This is a genomic window from Actinoplanes sp. NPDC051537 (genome assembly GCF_055586105.1).
In genome coordinates, this window is record NZ_JBVJIU010000018.1 from 28,623 (window position 1) to 43,440 (window position 14,818).

General features: G+C 72.8%; 16 protein-coding genes. 4 read left to right on the plus strand and 12 right to left on the minus strand.

Going from position 1 to position 14,818, the window contains the following annotated elements:
- Window positions 1-78: 78 nt before the first annotated feature.
- Both ACZ6TB_RS36560 and ACZ6TB_RS36565 read left to right on the plus strand, forming a co-directional pair.
- Window positions 79-441: a YciI family protein gene (locus tag ACZ6TB_RS36560; protein ID WP_465562445.1), complete on the plus strand. Its 363-nt coding sequence runs from the start codon at window positions 79-81 to the stop codon at window positions 439-441.
- The gene (locus ACZ6TB_RS36565; protein ID WP_465562447.1) at window positions 438-1,697 is read left to right on the plus strand and encodes an RNA polymerase sigma factor; all 1,260 of its coding nucleotides are present in this window, start codon (window positions 438-440) and stop codon (window positions 1,695-1,697) included. Before ACZ6TB_RS36560 ends, ACZ6TB_RS36565 begins: the two co-directional genes overlap by 4 nt.
- Before the next feature lie 4 nt (window positions 1,698-1,701).
- Here the strand turns inward: ACZ6TB_RS36565 and ACZ6TB_RS36570 are convergent, their stop codons facing one another.
- The 10 genes from ACZ6TB_RS36570 to ACZ6TB_RS36615 form a co-directional block, all read right to left on the minus strand.
- Window positions 1,702-2,265, minus strand: a complete 564-nt coding sequence (locus ACZ6TB_RS36570; RefSeq protein WP_465562449.1) for a TIGR03086 family metal-binding protein — start codon at window positions 2,263-2,265, stop codon at window positions 1,702-1,704.
- Between the two features lie 88 nt (window positions 2,266-2,353).
- Window positions 2,354-2,893 (minus strand): hypothetical protein, encoded by a 540-nt coding sequence (locus ACZ6TB_RS36575; RefSeq protein WP_465562451.1) that lies wholly within the window; start codon window positions 2,891-2,893, stop codon window positions 2,354-2,356.
- A gap of 92 nt (window positions 2,894-2,985) precedes the next feature.
- Window positions 2,986-4,137 (minus strand): hypothetical protein, encoded by a 1,152-nt coding sequence (locus ACZ6TB_RS36580; RefSeq protein WP_465562453.1) that lies wholly within the window; start codon window positions 4,135-4,137, stop codon window positions 2,986-2,988.
- Window positions 4,138-4,208: 71 nt separating this feature from the next.
- Window positions 4,209-7,148 carry a helix-turn-helix transcriptional regulator gene (locus ACZ6TB_RS36585; RefSeq protein WP_465562454.1) on the minus strand — a complete coding sequence of 980 codons (2,940 nt, stop codon included), beginning with the start codon at window positions 7,146-7,148 and terminating at the stop codon, window positions 4,209-4,211.
- A 123-nt stretch (window positions 7,149-7,271) separates the two neighbouring features.
- The gene (locus tag ACZ6TB_RS36590) at window positions 7,272-7,577 is read right to left on the minus strand and encodes a hypothetical protein (protein ID WP_465562456.1); all 306 of its coding nucleotides are present in this window, start codon (window positions 7,575-7,577) and stop codon (window positions 7,272-7,274) included.
- Window positions 7,578-7,770: 193 nt separating this feature from the next.
- Window positions 7,771-8,217 (minus strand): SRPBCC family protein, encoded by a 447-nt coding sequence (locus ACZ6TB_RS36595; RefSeq protein ID WP_465562458.1) that lies wholly within the window; start codon window positions 8,215-8,217, stop codon window positions 7,771-7,773.
- A complete protein-coding gene (locus tag ACZ6TB_RS36600; RefSeq protein ID WP_465562459.1) occupies window positions 8,214-9,278 on the minus strand; it encodes a TFIIB-type zinc ribbon-containing protein in 1,065 nt (354 codons plus the stop codon). The genes ACZ6TB_RS36595 and ACZ6TB_RS36600 overlap by 4 nt, the downstream gene beginning before the upstream one ends.
- Before the next feature lie 6 nt (window positions 9,279-9,284).
- Window positions 9,285-10,376, minus strand: coding sequence for an SPFH domain-containing protein (locus ACZ6TB_RS36605; RefSeq protein WP_465562461.1), 1,092 nt, complete (start codon window positions 10,374-10,376; stop codon window positions 9,285-9,287).
- A gap of 91 nt (window positions 10,377-10,467) precedes the next feature.
- Window positions 10,468-11,169, minus strand: coding sequence for a 2OG-Fe(II) oxygenase (locus ACZ6TB_RS36610; protein WP_465562463.1), 702 nt, complete (start codon window positions 11,167-11,169; stop codon window positions 10,468-10,470).
- Entirely contained in the window at window positions 11,166-11,711 is a 546-nt protein-coding gene (locus ACZ6TB_RS36615; RefSeq protein ID WP_465562465.1) for a methylated-DNA--[protein]-cysteine S-methyltransferase, read from the minus strand. Before ACZ6TB_RS36615 ends, ACZ6TB_RS36610 begins: the two co-directional genes overlap by 4 nt.
- Before the next feature lie 385 nt (window positions 11,712-12,096).
- On the opposite strand from ACZ6TB_RS36615, the gene ACZ6TB_RS36620 reads away from it, so the two are divergent.
- Together ACZ6TB_RS36620 and ACZ6TB_RS36625 are read left to right on the plus strand one after the other, a co-directional pair.
- Window positions 12,097-12,531: a helix-turn-helix transcriptional regulator gene (locus ACZ6TB_RS36620; protein ID WP_465562467.1), complete on the plus strand. Its 435-nt coding sequence runs from the start codon at window positions 12,097-12,099 to the stop codon at window positions 12,529-12,531.
- A gap of 29 nt (window positions 12,532-12,560) precedes the next feature.
- Window positions 12,561-12,986: a VOC family protein gene (locus tag ACZ6TB_RS36625; RefSeq protein ID WP_465562469.1), complete on the plus strand. Its 426-nt coding sequence runs from the start codon at window positions 12,561-12,563 to the stop codon at window positions 12,984-12,986.
- 33 nt (window positions 12,987-13,019) lie between these two features.
- Here ACZ6TB_RS36625 and ACZ6TB_RS36630 read toward each other — a convergent pair whose 3' ends face one another.
- Together ACZ6TB_RS36630 and ACZ6TB_RS36635 are read right to left on the minus strand one after the other, a co-directional pair.
- Complete coding sequence (locus ACZ6TB_RS36630; protein WP_465562471.1) at window positions 13,020-14,234, minus strand: serine hydrolase domain-containing protein; 1,215 nt, start codon at window positions 14,232-14,234, stop codon at window positions 13,020-13,022.
- A 31-nt stretch (window positions 14,235-14,265) separates the two neighbouring features.
- On the minus strand, window positions 14,266-14,748 hold the full coding sequence (locus tag ACZ6TB_RS36635) for a hypothetical protein (protein ID WP_465562472.1): 483 nt from the start codon (window positions 14,746-14,748) through the stop codon (window positions 14,266-14,268).
- Window positions 14,749-14,818 lie beyond the last annotated feature (70 nt).

A 14,818-nucleotide genomic window follows, 5' to 3' on the forward strand; every position in this document is an offset into this window, starting at 1 on the left:
TCGACATGTCGAGACGGCCGGTGCGGCTTCGTCTGCTCGGTGAGGATGCTTGATGAGAGCCGAGGAGAGGAACCCGCGGTGAAATACCTTCTGATGATCTACGGCAACCAGGAGAAGTGGTCGGCGCTCGCGGCCGACGACTGGGCCGCCGAGATCGCCAAGCAGGACGCCTACAACAAGAAGTACACGGCGACCGGGGAGCTGCTCGGCGGGTACGGGCTGGCCGACGTCGCCATGGCGAAGCTGGTCACCCGCAAGGACGGCGCCCCGGTGGTCAGCGACGGCCCCTATCTCGAGACGAAGGAGTACATGGCCTCCTTCTACCTGGTCGACGTCGAGAGCGAGCAGCGCGCGTACGAGCTCGCCGCGCTGATGCCGTGGGCGGACCAGCACCCGACCGAGGTCTGGCCGATCCTGCACGAGTCCGCGAACGACGTGTGACGCCCGGCGAGCCGATCGAGGACCTGCTGCGCGAGCTGGCGCCGCAGGTCCTCGGCGCGCTCACCCGCCGCTATGGCCGGTTCGACGCCGGCGAGGACGCCACCCAGGAGGCGTTGTTCCGGGCCGCCCGGCGCTGGCCGCGGGACGGGATCCCCGACAATCCGCGCGGCTGGCTGCTGACCGTCGCGTCCCGCGTGATGATCGACGAGATGCGCAACGAGGACTCGCGCCGCCTGCGCGAGGACGCGGTCTTCGCCGGCACGCCGCAGTCCGAGCTGCTCGCCGGCCCGGCCGACGCGGACCGGGCGGCGGCCGACCGGGACGACTCGCTGAAGCTGCTGTTCCTGTGCTGCCACCCGGCGCTGTCGGTGCCCAGTCAGATCGCGCTGACCCTGCGGGCCGTGGGCGGCCTGACGACGGCCCAGATCGCCGCCGCCTTCCTCGTGCCCGAGGCGACGATGGCGCAGCGCATCAGCCGGGCGAAGGCGGCGATCAAGGCCGGCGGCATCGCGTTCGAGCTGCCGGACGGCGAGGGCCGTGAGCGGCTGCGGGCGGTGCAGCACGTCCTCTACCTGATCTTCAGCGAGGGCTACACCGCGTCCTCGGGCGAGGACCTGACCGCGCCGGGGCTGTCCGGCGAGGCCATCCGCCTGACCCGCTTGCTGTGCCGGCTGCTGCCCGCGGACGCCGAGACGTCCGGCCTGCTGGCCCTGATGCTGCTCACCGACGCGCGGCGCCCGGCACGCACCGGAACCGACGGCGCCCTGATCCCGCTGGACGAGCAGGACCGTACGCGATGGATCGGGTCCTTGATCGCCGAGGGCGTCGCCCTGGTCTCCGAGGCCCTCCCCCGCGGCACGCCCGGCCCCTACCAACTCCAGGCGGCGATCGCGGCCGTGCACGACGAGGCGCCCACGATGGACGACACCGACTGGCCGCAGATCCTCGGACTCTACGAGCTGCTGGACCGGGTCGCGCCGAACCCGATGACGACCCTGAACCGGGCCGTGGCCACCGCGATGGTGCACGGTCCCGGGGCCGGGCTGGCGCTGGTCGCCGCGCTGGAGTCGGACGAGCGGATGCGGCACAACCACCGGCTCCTGACCACCCGGGCGCACCTGAGGCAGCTCGCCGGCGACCCGGCCGGCGCCGCCGCCGACTATCGGCAGGCCGCGCGCCGCACCGCCAGCCTCCCCGAGCGGCGGTACCTCACCGGCCGGGCCAACGCCCTGGACGCCCGGCCGCCGGACGCCTGATCCGCTAGGAGCGGCCGAGGAAGGCGGCCAGCCGGTCGGCCGGGCCCGCGCCGGCGGGCGCCTCGACCTCGGGTCCGAAGATGGCCACGCCGTCGGGCCCGCGGTAGGCGTCGAGGATCTCGACCCGGGCCTGCACGAGCAGCTCCTCGGCGAGCCCGGGGTCCAGATCGGTGTGGTAGCCGATCGCGCGGGCGAGATCCCATCCGTGGGTGAACTGGTCCCGGGCGACCATCGCCAGCACGCCCGCGCCGGAGAACTCGCCGAACGGCAGCGGGAACGTCTTCGCCAGGACGCCCGGGGAACCGAAGGCGGCCAGTGCCACTTCGGTGCTGTCGTCATAGGCGGCCAGGAAGTCGCCGGCCGCGTAGTCCTGGTCGGCGATCTCCCCGCCCGTGACGACCGACGCGCCCCAGCGGACCGAGCCGATGAAATGGTTGATCAACGCGCGCACGTTCCACGACGCGCACGGCGTCGCGGCATCCAGCTGGTCGGGTCCGACCTTGGCCAGCACGGTCCGGGTGCTGGCGAAGGCACGGGTCAGGACGGAGTCTTGCGAATCTCGGGTCATGACAGGCAGACCTCCGGGCACCGGCAAAGGAATCGCCGCGGCGTGAAGCTTCGCCCCGCGGACCCGGGGCGAAGCCCACACGCGGTCGTTACGGGCACACCACGATGCAGCCGCCCCCGCCGCCCTCGGTGACCGGGGCGAACTCGCCGTGCACGATTCCGGTCGTGTGCGGGACGTTGACGCCCTGGTGGTAGTCGAAGTATGTGATTTCCGCGAAGATCTCGTCCTCGTCGTTGCGGTCCTCGTCGAGCGTGGTGCTCGACAGGGTCGCCGACAGTTCGGCCCCGAGGCCGGTCGGACCGGCGGACGGCCAGCCCGGCATGAGGGTCAGGGTGCCGAGGAACTGCCGCCGGCCGTTGTCGTCGCCGAAGAGCGACGCGCGGAAGTTCGAGCCGTGGTCGATGATCTCCTGGGCGTACTGCTGCGACATGGCCGCGTCGAGGCCGACGTGGGCGCGCCACTCGTTCAGGCCCGTGTGCGTGAAGTCGAGGCAGGCGTTGAAGCTGACGAAGTCGTAGTTGCAGGCGAGGTCGCCGGTGGCGGCCCGCGCCGGGCCGACGCCGGCGATCTGGGTCAGCATCAGGATGCCGGCCGCCAGCGGGGCGGCGATCAGGCGGGACAGTCTCATTCCGGTACTCCGTTCTCGGTGGTTGTTCCTGCCGAGAACGCTGCCGACCCGCGCGGCCGCGCACATGGGTGCGCGGCCCCCAAACGGCCCGGTCAGCCCCCTACCTTTCTCCTGAGCACCTGGGTGTTGAGGCCGAGGCAGCCGACCGCCCACAGGTCACCGGCGCCCGCGATCGCGCTCAACGCCGTGCCGGCCACGTTTCCGGTCGACGCGGGCGGTGGCGGCAGCTGTTCCAAGGTGAGAACGGCGCCGTCGGAGGACATCACCAGGGCCGTGTCGGCGGCCCGGTCGGCGAGGTAGCCGACGGCCCAGACCCCGGTCGCCAGCGCCACGACACTGTGCAGCTCGGCGTCGCCCGGCGCGCTGCCGAACACCTCCTGCCAGCCGTTTCCGGACCAGCGCAGCGCGTACGGCTGCCGCTCGCCCGCCTCGCGCCGGTACCCCACCGCCCACACCTGGTCGCCGGTGGCCGTCACGCCGAAGAGCGCCGATCGTGATCCCGGCGCGACATCCAGCTTGATCTGCCGCCAGGCCTGCCCGTCCCAGTGCTCGACCACCGGCTGCTCATCGGCGCCGAGCCCACCGCTGTAGCCCACCGCCCAGACGTCGCCGGCGCTCGTGCCGCTCACCCCGGTGAGATGCACCGGCCGCGAACCGTCGGCCGGCGCCGCGACCGGGCGCCACGCGTCGCCGTCCCAATGCAGGGTCAGGCCCCGGGGCGCGGTGGCGCGGTCCGGCCGGTACGAGCCGACCGCCCAGCCGTCGTCCCGCGCGAGCATGGCGATCGCGGCGAGCGACCCGGAGGTGCCCGGCACGTCGAGGCTCTCGACGGACCACGAGACGCCGTCACCGCGCAGGATCAGCGGAACGCCCTGCTCCGGGTCCGTCTCCCCGGCCGCGGTCGAGAATCCGGCCGCCCACAGGTCGGTCGGCGACGCGCCCGCCACCGCCGTCAGCGTGTCGTCGCCCAGGTGGGCGTCCGGGCTGTTCACCGTGCGCCAGGCGGCGCCGTCCCAGTGCTGCGTCAGCGTGCGCCGCCGGCCGCTCACGTCGTCGCGCCAATCGCCCACCGACCACACGGCGTCGGGGCCGACCTCGGCCACCCCTCGCAGGTTGTTGGCGGATCGGCTCGGGCTCGGGCTGTTCATCGCCGTCCAGGCGCTGGCCGGTGCGGCGCCGGTCAGGGCCAGCGTCGCGAAGGTCGCGACGGCGCCGCCCAGGAATGTTGTCGATCGTTCGGTCATGTCCACTGCCCCCCGCAGTCGAACTTTTCTCCGAAGTGTGGTCGAGGCGGCGGCGGCCATGGCCGACCCGATCAACCCAGTTTCTCCTCGGCACTACCCACATTTCGCAGTTGCGCGGCGAAGTGCACGAGGGCCGCCCGATCGTCCTGGCCGGTCTTCACCAGCAGGCTGGCCACGTGTTTCTCCACCGTGCGCGGCGACAGGAACAGCCGGCCGGCGATCTCCTTGTTGCCGAGACGCTCGGCCACCAGATGCAGAACCTCATGCTCCCGTACGGTGACCCCGAGCCGCCGGAGCGAGACCGGGATCCGATCGGAGCCGCGGCGCCGCTGCCGTACCGGCGCCCCCATCTCGCGCAGCAGCCCGCGGCAGGCGGCGGCCACGCGTACGGCCTCGGTCGCCTGGAAATGGGTCTCCGCCGTGGCCAGCCAGGCCATCGGCGTGCCCCAGCCGTCGGCGAAGGCCCGCTCGCCGACCAGCCGGAGTCCCAGGTGGTGAGCCAGCGGGTAGGGCGCGGCCAGCATCTCGAACTCCGCCATCGCCGCCGTGGCCGCGGCGGCGTGGCCCTCCCGTCCCTCGAGGACGGCCCGGCTCAGCATGACGAACTGCCGGTTCCACCGGGCCTGCCCGTGCGCCGAGGAGGCCAGCTCGTCGTGCTCGGCCCGGCCGGCCGTCCCGGCCAGTGTCGCCAGCAGCAGATGCGGCCCCCGGTTGAAGGAGAGGTAGTGCGGCGGCCGGTCGTCCTCCTTCGCGATCGCCTGCCGCAGGTTGAGCCACGCCCGGTCCCGGTCCTCCTCCAGCAGCGCGGAGAAGGCGAGGCCGAGACCCCAGACCGCGGCCGCGTGGTCGATCTCCTCGCCGCCGAGAATGCGGTACTTCGCGTGCAGCTGCTCGGCCCGGTCCCGCCGGCCGCGATGGGCCGCCACGCAGACGCGCAGGGCGAGCGCGATCAGCCGGGTCTCGGCCAGGCGCAACCGGGCGGCGGCCTCCTCGGACGCCCGCGCACACCGCTCGGCCGCCTCGTACTCGCCGCGGCTGAGGTGCACCATCGCCAGCTCACACTGGATCACCAGGCCGGTGACCACGGCGCCGGCCGCGACCGCGGTGTCGTGGGCCAGCGCCAGCCGGGCCGGCTCCGCCTCGTGGATCCCGTCGAGCACGCCGAGATGGAACAGGAACCGGATGCGCCAAGTCGTCATGCCGTGTCGTTCCGCGATGGCCAGGGCCCGGTCGCACAACGCGCGGCTGGCCGCGAGGTCGTCCCGCCGGGCGCAGCTGGCCAGCACCTCGAGGGCGGCGCACGCGACCTCCGGCTGCCCGCCCTCCTCGGCCGAGCGCAGCGCGCGTTCGGCCAGCCGCTGGGCCCGGGCCATCCGGTCGGGGGCGGGGTGGCAGAACGTCAGCCACGCCTGGACGGCGTCGATCTCGGCGGTGATTCCCGGTCCGGCATCGGGGGCGACCAGTTCTCGTACGATCGCAATCTGGTGTAAGCCCTCCGCCCACCGGCCCGCCGCCGCGGCCGCCCGCGCGAGCCGCAGATGCACCGCCGCCCGGCGCCCGGCCGTGGCGTGCAGATCCAGCCAGCCGCCGAGCTCGGCCGCGCGTTCGATCTCGCCCGCGTCGATCAGCGCGTCGAGCAGCACCTCGCGCAGCTCGGTCGTCGCCGCGTCGCCGGCCGGCTCCCGGTCCACCAGGGACAGACCGCGCTCGGCCTGCGCGATCGCGGTCGAGACGGCGCCCTGCGTCCAGGCCCGGCGGGCGATCAGGCCGAGCACCTCGGCGGCCCGCCGGCCGTCGCCCGCCTGATGCCAGAGCCGGGCGGCCAGGTCGCCCCAGCCGAGCGGGAGGTCGGGATGCCATCGCTCGATCACCTGCGCCGCGCGGCGGCACCGGTCCGCCCGGTCGGCGGCGGTCAGCCCGGCGCTCAGGGCCTCCGCGGTCAGCGCGTGGCGGAAGACGTACATGTCCGGTTCGTCGCCGGGCAGCAGCAACTGGGCGTCGGCCGCCCGGCGCAGGCACGCGGACAGCTCCTCGCCGGCGACGCCGGCGACCGCGCCCGCCACCGAGGCCGGGAACCGGCGGCCGAGCAACGCCGCCGCCTCCACCAGGGCCCGGCCCGGCGGACCGAGCCGCTCGGCGCGCGCGGCGACGGCGGCGCCGAGGGTCGGCGGCACCCGGGACCGCCACGGTCCGCGAACCCGCCAGCCCGTCCCCTCCGGGATCAGCGCGCCCTCGCCGACCATCCCGGCGAGCAGCTCCTCGACGTGGAACGGCACCCCGTCGGCCGCCTCCAGCAGCCGGCTGAGCACCGGCTCCGGAACCCGATCGGGCGGCACGTCCAGGCACTGGGCGGCGAGCCGGATGACGTCCTCGTCGCCGAGGCGGGCCAGTTCGAGGACGGCGGCGGCCCGGCGCCGGCTCGCCGCGCGCAGCAGGTCGAGGCCGGCGCTCGGCTCCGGCCGGAGCGTCGCCACGATCAGCACCGGCTCGTGTTCCAGGTTGTCGACCAGGTAATCGATCACCGCGAGGGTGTCGCCGTCCGCGTCCTGCAGATCCTCGAGCACGGCCACGCAGCCGCTCCGGCCGCCGAGCGACACCAGCAGGCGCAGCACGGCCTCGGCCAGCACGACCGGGGAGTCGTCGGGGCCGGACGGGCGTTCCAGCCGCCATTCCGGCACGAGCCGGGAGAGCGCGGGACGGTACGGCATCAGCCGCGTGTCGTCCGGCGGAGCCGACCGCCGCAGCACCGACATGAACGCCTCGCGCAGCGCCCGGAACTGCGCGGACGGTGTCGTGGCCCGGCCCCGCAGCACCCGCTGACCGGCCTCGGTGGCCAGTCGCATCGCCTCGGCCGCCAGCCGGGTCTTGCCGATGCCGGCCTCGCCGACCAGGAACAGCACGCCGCCGGACCCACGCGCGGCCGCCTCGACCGCGTCGCGCACGAGGGCCAGCTCGGCGCGGCGCCCGACCACGGCGAGACCACCCAGCCGTACGCTCACGGCCTGCGTCACATCGACCCACTCCCCCGTCCGCTTGCGGCGCACGATAGGGGGTGCGGCCGGTCGCCCGGAACCGGCCCGTCGGGATTGCGACGCCGGGGTGGTCTCGCCCGGCTCCGGGGAAGAGGCCCCCGCTCAGCAGAAGAGGTCGAGGAAGGCGACCCACCCGGCCGGCCGGATCATGTCGACGTCCGGCGTGCCCTCGTCACAGCGCGCCGGGTCGAACCCGGCCGCCTCGGCCTGACTCTGGGCGTCGGCGCGAGCCTTGCGGATGGCATTGAACGCGCTGGGCCCGGAACCTACTCCCTCGAAGATCCGGGTAAAAGACGCATCCGCGCCCGCCCGTGCCGGCGTCGCCGCGGACGCCGGCAGCGCCGTCGCCGCGACCAGCGCTCCGGCCGAGACCAGCCCCACCGTGAGGTGCTTCAAACCGCCGACCACTGTCGTCTCCTCTCTCCGTTCCCGCGCCTCAGCGGGCGGGATCGGGCCACCGTATGGCGGCGCGAGGGGACGCGGGATGCGGTCGGACTACCCGGCTTCGGCCGGCGCTCCCCCAGATTCGCGACGTCAGGTCAGCTCGCAGAGATCGCCGCAGACCGCGCTTCACCAGCCGCCGCGCGCCGCGCGCTCCTCGTCACTCGCCGTCATCCTCGCCCCCTCCGAGCGACCGCGCGATCGCCGACTCCCACGACCGCATCATGTGCGGGTAGTGCGCCGCGAACTCGTGCAGCCACTCACCGCCCTCGGGGGTCAGGGCGGTCAGCGCGTACGTGACCTCGACCTCGGTGTGCTCCCCGGCCGGCGTCAGGCGGACCTCGACCGTGCCGGCGTCGCGGGCGGCGGCCACCCGGGCGTAGCGGATGCGGCGGTCGCCGTCGCGGTCGACGACCAGCCAGGTGACGGACTGACCGCCGTGTTCGGTCACGAACACGGTTCCGGCCTCGGCGTCGTCGGTGACGGGCGTCGGGAAACGCGGGTCCCAGCCGTCCACCCAGGTGCGTTCGCCCTCGGCGGTGAACAGGCGGAAGGCCGCGGCGACGGGCAGCGGCACGGTCAGGTTCCCGGTGCGGACGAGCGTCATCGGTTGATCGCGATCAGGACGATGATGGCGGTGATGAGCAGGGCGGCGGCGATCGCGGCGGCGGTGATCTTCGCGGCGCTGTACGGGCGTTCGCCGGCGACCTCGGCCGTACGGGCATTGACCATGATGTTGTAGGTCTTGCCGGCGTGCAGGTAGCACGCGATCCAGACCGGCAGCAGCATCAGCTTGAACGTCACGTCGCCGTACTGGGTGTCGACCTGGTGCACGCGCTGCTCGTCGCCGCCGATGTCGGCTCGGCAGTCCCGGTCGATGGCGGGCGCCATCCGCGACTTCGCGGTCTCGAGGGCGGCTTCCGGCTCGACGTCGTAGCGGAGCGTCTCGTGCCCGGCCAGGTAATCGGGCCGGTACGGCTCGGCGTCCAGCAGCGGCCACGGCTCGAGCTTGTCCAGGTGTTTCGGGGCGATCCGGGTGGTGCCGGCGATCAGCACGTCGTCGAAATCGCGGGAGACCACGCCGCTCGCCGAGCGCCAGCGGGTTCGCTGCACCTGACGGGTCTTCGTCTCGCCGTTCTCGGTGTACGACTCGGTGACCCAATAGTGGTCGCCGCGTTCGCCCCGGTACCGCGAGACCGTGCGGGTGTCGTACGTCCAATGGGGAAGGTAGGTGCTGTGCGACGACTCGGCCGCGGTCACCTTTTTCAGACCGTTCGGCGCGAACCACCGCGACGACGTCCAGTCCTTCAATGCCTTGCGCAGGGCGGACCGGTCGATCGCGAACGGCAGAACCGCCTCGGGCACCACCTGGTCGCCCGAGTCGACGTCGGCGACCAGGGGCGCGCCGCAGAACTGGCAACGGTCGGAGATCTTGTCGCTCTGGGTGACCGCGCCGCAGCCCTTGCAGGTGAAGACGTACGGGGCCAGCGTCGCGATCGGTTTGCGCGGCAGGCCGGCGAATGACGCGTACGAATGCTCGCGAATTTGCCGCCCGGTGGGCGCGAGTTGCGTCTCGGCCCCGCAGTACGGGCATTTGAGCACGTTGGTGCCGGGGGCGAACTCGATGTTCGCCCCGCAGTTGGCGCACGGGTACTGCGTTTGCGTCATCGCCACTCAGCCCTGCGGCGGAAGGGGCGGCGGCACCTGGGCGAAAACGCCGGCCAGCTCGCCCACCTGACCGGCGGCGGTCCATGCCGCCATGCCGTTCTTCCAGACCAATGTCTCGCGGCTCAGCTGACCGGCGGAGGCCATCGAGGAAAGGGCATTCTGGTCGTACGGCCCCTGCTGTTGCCCATTGACGCCGATGAACCAGGCGGCGGTCGCCGGCAACGGCGGCGGCCCGGACGGCGACGGCGTGTTCATCGCCTGGGTCGCCCGCTGGCCCGCGGCCATTCCCAGGCCGAAGCCGAACGACTCGCCGGCGCCGCCCGAGTTGTTGGCGGCGTCCTCCATCGCGTTCGCGGCCTGGAACTTCGTGTAGCTGTCGAGGTCGCCGACCACACCGATCGACGTGCGCTTGTCCAGCGCCTCCTCGACCTCGGGCGGCACCGAGATGTTCTCGATGATGAACTTGGGGATCGCGATGCCGCTCGGCGCCAGCTCGTCGGTCAGCGCCGTGGCGAGGGTGGCGCCGATCGCCTGCTGCTTGGCCGCCAGGTCGAGCATCGGGACACCGGCCGTGGCCAGGGCGCTGCCGAGGTGGCTGACCACCATCTGGCGCAGGTACTCCTGCACCTCCTCGGTGCGGAACTGCGGGTCGGTGCCGACCAGCTCGCGCAGCAGCGTGGCCGGGTCGACGACGCGCATCGCGAACGCGCCGAACGCGCGCAGCCGGACCGCGCCGAACTCGGGGTCGCGCACGATCACCGGGTTCTGGGTGCCCCACTTCATGTCGGTGAACTGCCGGGTGCTGACGAAGTACACCTCGGCCTTCCACGGCGACTCGAAGCCGTACTTCCAGCCCTTGAGGGTCGAGAGGATCGGCATGTTCTGCGTGGTCAGGGTGTACGTGCCGGGCGTGAAGACGTCGGCGACCTGTCCCTCGTTGACGAAGACGGCGGCCTGCGACTCGCGAACGATGAGCTTGGCGCCCATCTTGATCTCGTTCTCGTACCGCGGGAACCGCCAGACGATGGTGTCCCGACTGTCGTCGAGCCACTCGATGATGTCGATCAGCTCACCCTTGAGCTTGTCCCAAAGCCCCATGCCGACTCCCCCAGGACGCCGTGCGCCGGTTTGCGCGCGCTTTTCGCGCGTCTCCGCGCGCGGCGATGACGCTACCAACACCCGGCCAGCGTCATGCGGCGTCGTGGAAGACCAGGCCGAGGGTGTGCCGGCGACCGGTGCGCACGGTGCTCACGCCGTGCCGCATCGGCGCGTTCGACCACCCTCCTTTCGCCGCTCCTTTTCTCGCCACCGGCCGATCCCTGGTGGTGAAGACGAGGCCGTGACCCTGGGGCAGGGTGGTGGCGGAACCACGGGACTGGGCGCGCGGCCGCTGCTCGACCATCAGGAACTCGCCGCCGGTGAAGTCGGCCCCGGGCGCGTCGAGGCCGACGACGACCTGGAGCGGAAACAGCATGTCGCCGAACACGTCGCGGTGCAGCGCGTTCCAGTCGCCGGGGCCGTAGCGCAGCAGGATCTGCGCCGACTTGGCCTGCCCCGCCGCGTGGCACATGCGCAGCCACTCGTCCAGCTCGTCGGGCCAGGGCGCGGGCTTGCCGAGCCTGGCCGCCCAGTCCCGGGCGATCGGCAGCAGGCGCGGGTAGAACGCCTGTCGCAGCTCCCGCACCACGTCCGGCAGGTCGTGGGTGAAGTAGCGGTACTGGCCGGAGCCGAACCGGTGGCGGGCCATGTCCACCGTCGTCCGGAAGCGCGCGGGCTCGTCGTACAGGGCGGCGAGCCCGCGACACTCGGCCGGGGTGAGCAGTTGACCGGTGAGCACGCAGCCGTACGCGTCGAGCTCGTCCCGGTCGATCACGATGCCCCGCCCGTTCACAGCAGGGCCGGTTGCAGGGCGCCCTCATGGGTGAGGAGCCAGACCTTGCGCTCGACGCCGCCGGCGTACCCCCGCATCGACCCGTCGGCGCCGATGACCCGGTGGCAGGGCCGCACGAGCAGCAGCGGGTTCGCGCCGATCGCCGCCCCGAGCGCCTGAACCCGCTCGCGCGGCACCCCGAGCCGCCCCGCCAGCGCGCCGTAGGTGGTCGTCATGCCGTACGGGATCTCGTCCAGTGCGTGCCAGACACGCCGCTGAAGGTCGGTGCCGCCGGCGGTGAACGGGATGTCGAAGTGGGTGAGCTCCCCCGCGAAGTACGCGTCCAGCTGCCGGACGATCTCGCGGAACGGCCCCGCTGTGGACAGCTCGCCGGAGATTGTCGTAGGCGGGCCGTATTCTCTCCCCACCCAGTCACGGGGTGGGGAAGAGTTACGGCCGCCGGACATGGAGAGCGAGCGCAGACCGAAGCCGTCCGCGGTCTCCTCCCCCACCAGACGCAGGTCACCCAGCGGGCTTTTGATCGTCGTGCCGATGGTTTTCATGCTTTCCACACTGCCGCCCGGACGCCTCATTTGCTGGCGGGATTCGGACATCGCGCTTAGCCTGAGCGAGGTGCTCGTCCAGGTCGGCTTCGGGAGTGCCCTCGCCACGCCGCCGGCGTATCTCTCCCAAGCCCGTGGCCACGCCTACGCCTCGGCGTGCTGCGCCGGCCAACGACCCTGCGCTGTGCGCCCGGCTCGGCGCGGCCCAGCCCGGCTCGGCGCGGCCCAGCCTGGCTAGGTCCGGCGCCTCGACCGGGACACGGCGGCCGCCGATCAGCTGGCGGCATACGAGGCGGCGCGGCCCACAGGTGCCGCCGCCGGGTCGCAGGTGCCGGTCGGCGGCGGTTCTGACGCTCCGGCGCCGCCGAGTCCCTAGCATTGCGGGGTGACTCGCGAGGCCGAGGACCTTAACCGGCGGCTGCTGCGTGCCCGGGATGCGATCGACCGGGCGTACGCGGAACCGCTCGATGTTCCGGCGATCGCGGCCGTCGCCTACCTGTCGCCGGCGCACTTCAGCCGGTGCTTTCGGTCGGTGTTCGGCGAGACGCCGCATCGCTACCTGCAACGGCGCCGGATCGAGCGGTCCATGTTTCTGCTGCGGGAGACCGGGCGCAGCGTCACCGACGTGTGCTCCGATGTCGGGTTCACCAGCCTCGGCACGTTCAGCCGGACGTTCCGGGAGATCGTCGGGGAGACGCCGTCGGACTACCGCCGGGGGAACGGGCCGATCGTCGTGCCCGGCTGTGTTCAGATGGTGAACACCCGGCCGCGGGGGGATCGAGCAGTTTTGGAGAAGCCGCCGGCGGGGCGGTTTCCCTAGCCTGAGGGCATGGCAGAGGGGAACGCACGATGATCACGAAGCTGAACGTCACGTCCATCTACGTCCTCGACAAGGACGAGGCGCTGGAGTTCTACGTCGGCATGCTCGGGTTCGAGAAGGGCAACGACGTGCAGCAGGGGCCCTACCGCTGGCTGACCGTCCGGGTGCCGGGCGACGCCGGCGGCACCGAGATCTCGCTGGAACAGCCGGGGGCGCCGTTGCACGACGACGCGACCGCCGAGCAGCTGCGCGAGCTGGTCGCGAAGGGCGCCCTGAACGGGCTGGTGCTCAACACCGACGACGTCAAGGGGCTGTACGAGAGCCTCAAGGCCCGCGGCTTCACCGACTTCACCCAGGAGCCGACCGACCACTTCTACGGCACCGACATGGGCCTGCGCGACCCGTTCGGCAACGCGCTCCGAATCGTCCAGCAGGGGAACGCCACGCCCGCCTGACGCGGCGTTCCCAGTGACGTTCGCAGCGGCGGGTCAGTCCTCGATCGCCTGGTAGAGGGTGGTCCAGAAGTCGTTGGCGAGCTGGGCCGGGGCGGGGATCGTGAAGCCGACCTGGCAGAGCAGGATGCCGGTGAGCCCGTTGACCGGGTCGGCGTAGGTGGCGGTGCCGCTTCCGCCGTCCCAGCCGAACTGACCGATCGGCGCGTAGTCGCCGCGGTAGGTGCGCACCGCCATGCCGAAGCCCCAGCCGCCCTGCTGGCCCTGGCCGAACGAGATGTGCACGTTGTCGCGGGCCATGGCGTCGCGCGGGCCCTGCTGCTCGGGGGTGAGGCGGTTGGTGGTCATCAGCTCGACCGCGGCGCGGGACAGAATGCGGCGGTCGCCGTGCCGGCCGCCGTTGAGGAGCATCCGGAAGTACGCGTGATAGTCGTCGGCGGTGGAGACCAGGCCACCGCCACCGCCCGGGAACGCCGGCGGCGCGCTGTGCCGGCCGCCCTCGGCCGGGTCCCACACGTGGAACTCCCCGGTCGCCGGGTCCGGCGCGTAGAGCGGCGGCAGCCGGTGGAGGTCGCCGGCGGGCACGGCGAAGCCGGTGTCCACCATGCCCAGCGGCTCGAAGACGCGCTCGCGCAGGAACTCGTCGAACGGCCGGCCGGTGACCCGGGCGACGAGCACGCCGAGCAGGTCGCTGCTGATCTGGTACTGCCATCGCTCGCCCGGCTGGTACATCAGGGGCAGCGTGCCGAGGCGGCGCATCCACTCGTCCGGCTCGGGCATCGGCACCGGCAGGTTGGGCGTGATGCCCCGCTCGAAGAGCGCGCCCATGATCGGGGTGCCGATCATCGTCATGTCCATGCCGAGGCCGAACGTCGAGGTCAGCACGTCCCGCACGGTGATCGGCCGGCGGGCCGGCACGGTGTCGTCCAGCTGGGCGTCGATCCGCTTGAGCACCTGGCGGTCGGCGAGCTCCGGCAGCCACGGCTCGACCAGGTCGTCGAGGCGCAGCCGGCACTCGTCGAGCAGGATCATCGCCGCCGCGACCGACACCGGCTTGGACGTCGAGGCCATCCGGAAGATCGTGTCCCGGCGCATCGGCTCACCCCCGTCGTGGCGCATCGTCCCGAGCGCCTCGACGTGGGTCTGCTCGCCCTGGCTGACCAGGGCGACGAGCCCGGGGATCGGCCCGGAGTCGACGTGTGCGGCGAGCACCGCGTGAAGCCGGTTCAGCCCGGTCTCGGAGAGGGACATGGTGTGCTCCTTGGAATAGCGAAATGGATGGTCAGCAGCCGAGGCGGTCGGCGATCACGTCGAGCACCCGGCGCAGATCGCGCGACATGCGCGCCCGCAGCCCGAGCTCGGCGATCCCGGCCGTGAACCCCGGATGGTCGGTCAGGACCCGGTGCACGCGGTGGGTCACCCGCGTGCCGTCCGGGCCGGCGGCGACGGCGTACGTCCCGGCGTACCAGCTCTGCACCGCGACCCGGCACCGGGCCGGGTCGACCTGGATCCGCACCGGCCCCACCGGACCGGCCAGCTCGGCGTGGTAATCGCCGGCGCCGGGGCCGGCCACGACGGTCATCGCGCCCCGCCGCGCCGCCGTGGCCCGGGCCAGCACCAGCAGGTTGTCGTCGCCGACCCGTCCCTCGGCGACGGCGAGCAGGTGCCCGGCGACCGCGGCGAGGGGCGCGGCGAGCGTCCCCTGCACCTCCCACCGGGCGGGCAGCGCGTCCAGCTCGGCGAGGAGGGAAGGCGTGGTGTTCATGGCCGAGAGCTTGGCCGGGCCGGCCGGGCGCGGACAACCGCCGCCGGATCGCCCGGGACGCGGCCGCACC

Coding starts and splice junctions, on each gene's coding strand:
- ACZ6TB_RS36625 (WP_465562469.1), top strand. CDS start 12,561: ATGATCACGAAGCTGAACGTCACGTCCATCTACGTCCTCGACAAGGAC.
- ACZ6TB_RS36615 (WP_465562465.1), bottom strand. CDS start 11,711: ATGAAAACCATCGGCACGACGATCAAAAGCCCGCTGGGTGACCTGCGT.
- ACZ6TB_RS36605 (WP_465562461.1), bottom strand. CDS start 10,376: ATGGGGCTTTGGGACAAGCTCAAGGGTGAGCTGATCGACATCATCGAG.
- ACZ6TB_RS36595 (WP_465562458.1), bottom strand. CDS start 8,217: ATGACGCTCGTCCGCACCGGGAACCTGACCGTGCCGCTGCCCGTCGCC.
- ACZ6TB_RS36580 (WP_465562453.1), bottom strand. CDS start 4,137: ATGACCGAACGATCGACAACATTCCTGGGCGGCGCCGTCGCGACCTTC.
- ACZ6TB_RS36600 (WP_465562459.1), bottom strand. CDS start 9,278: ATGACGCAAACGCAGTACCCGTGCGCCAACTGCGGGGCGAACATCGAG.
- ACZ6TB_RS36570 (WP_465562449.1), bottom strand. CDS start 2,265: ATGACCCGAGATTCGCAAGACTCCGTCCTGACCCGTGCCTTCGCCAGC.
- ACZ6TB_RS36635 (WP_465562472.1), bottom strand. CDS start 14,748: ATGAACACCACGCCTTCCCTCCTCGCCGAGCTGGACGCGCTGCCCGCC.
- ACZ6TB_RS36630 (WP_465562471.1), bottom strand. CDS start 14,234: ATGTCCCTCTCCGAGACCGGGCTGAACCGGCTTCACGCGGTGCTCGCC.
- ACZ6TB_RS36575 (WP_465562451.1), bottom strand. CDS start 2,893: ATGAGACTGTCCCGCCTGATCGCCGCCCCGCTGGCGGCCGGCATCCTG.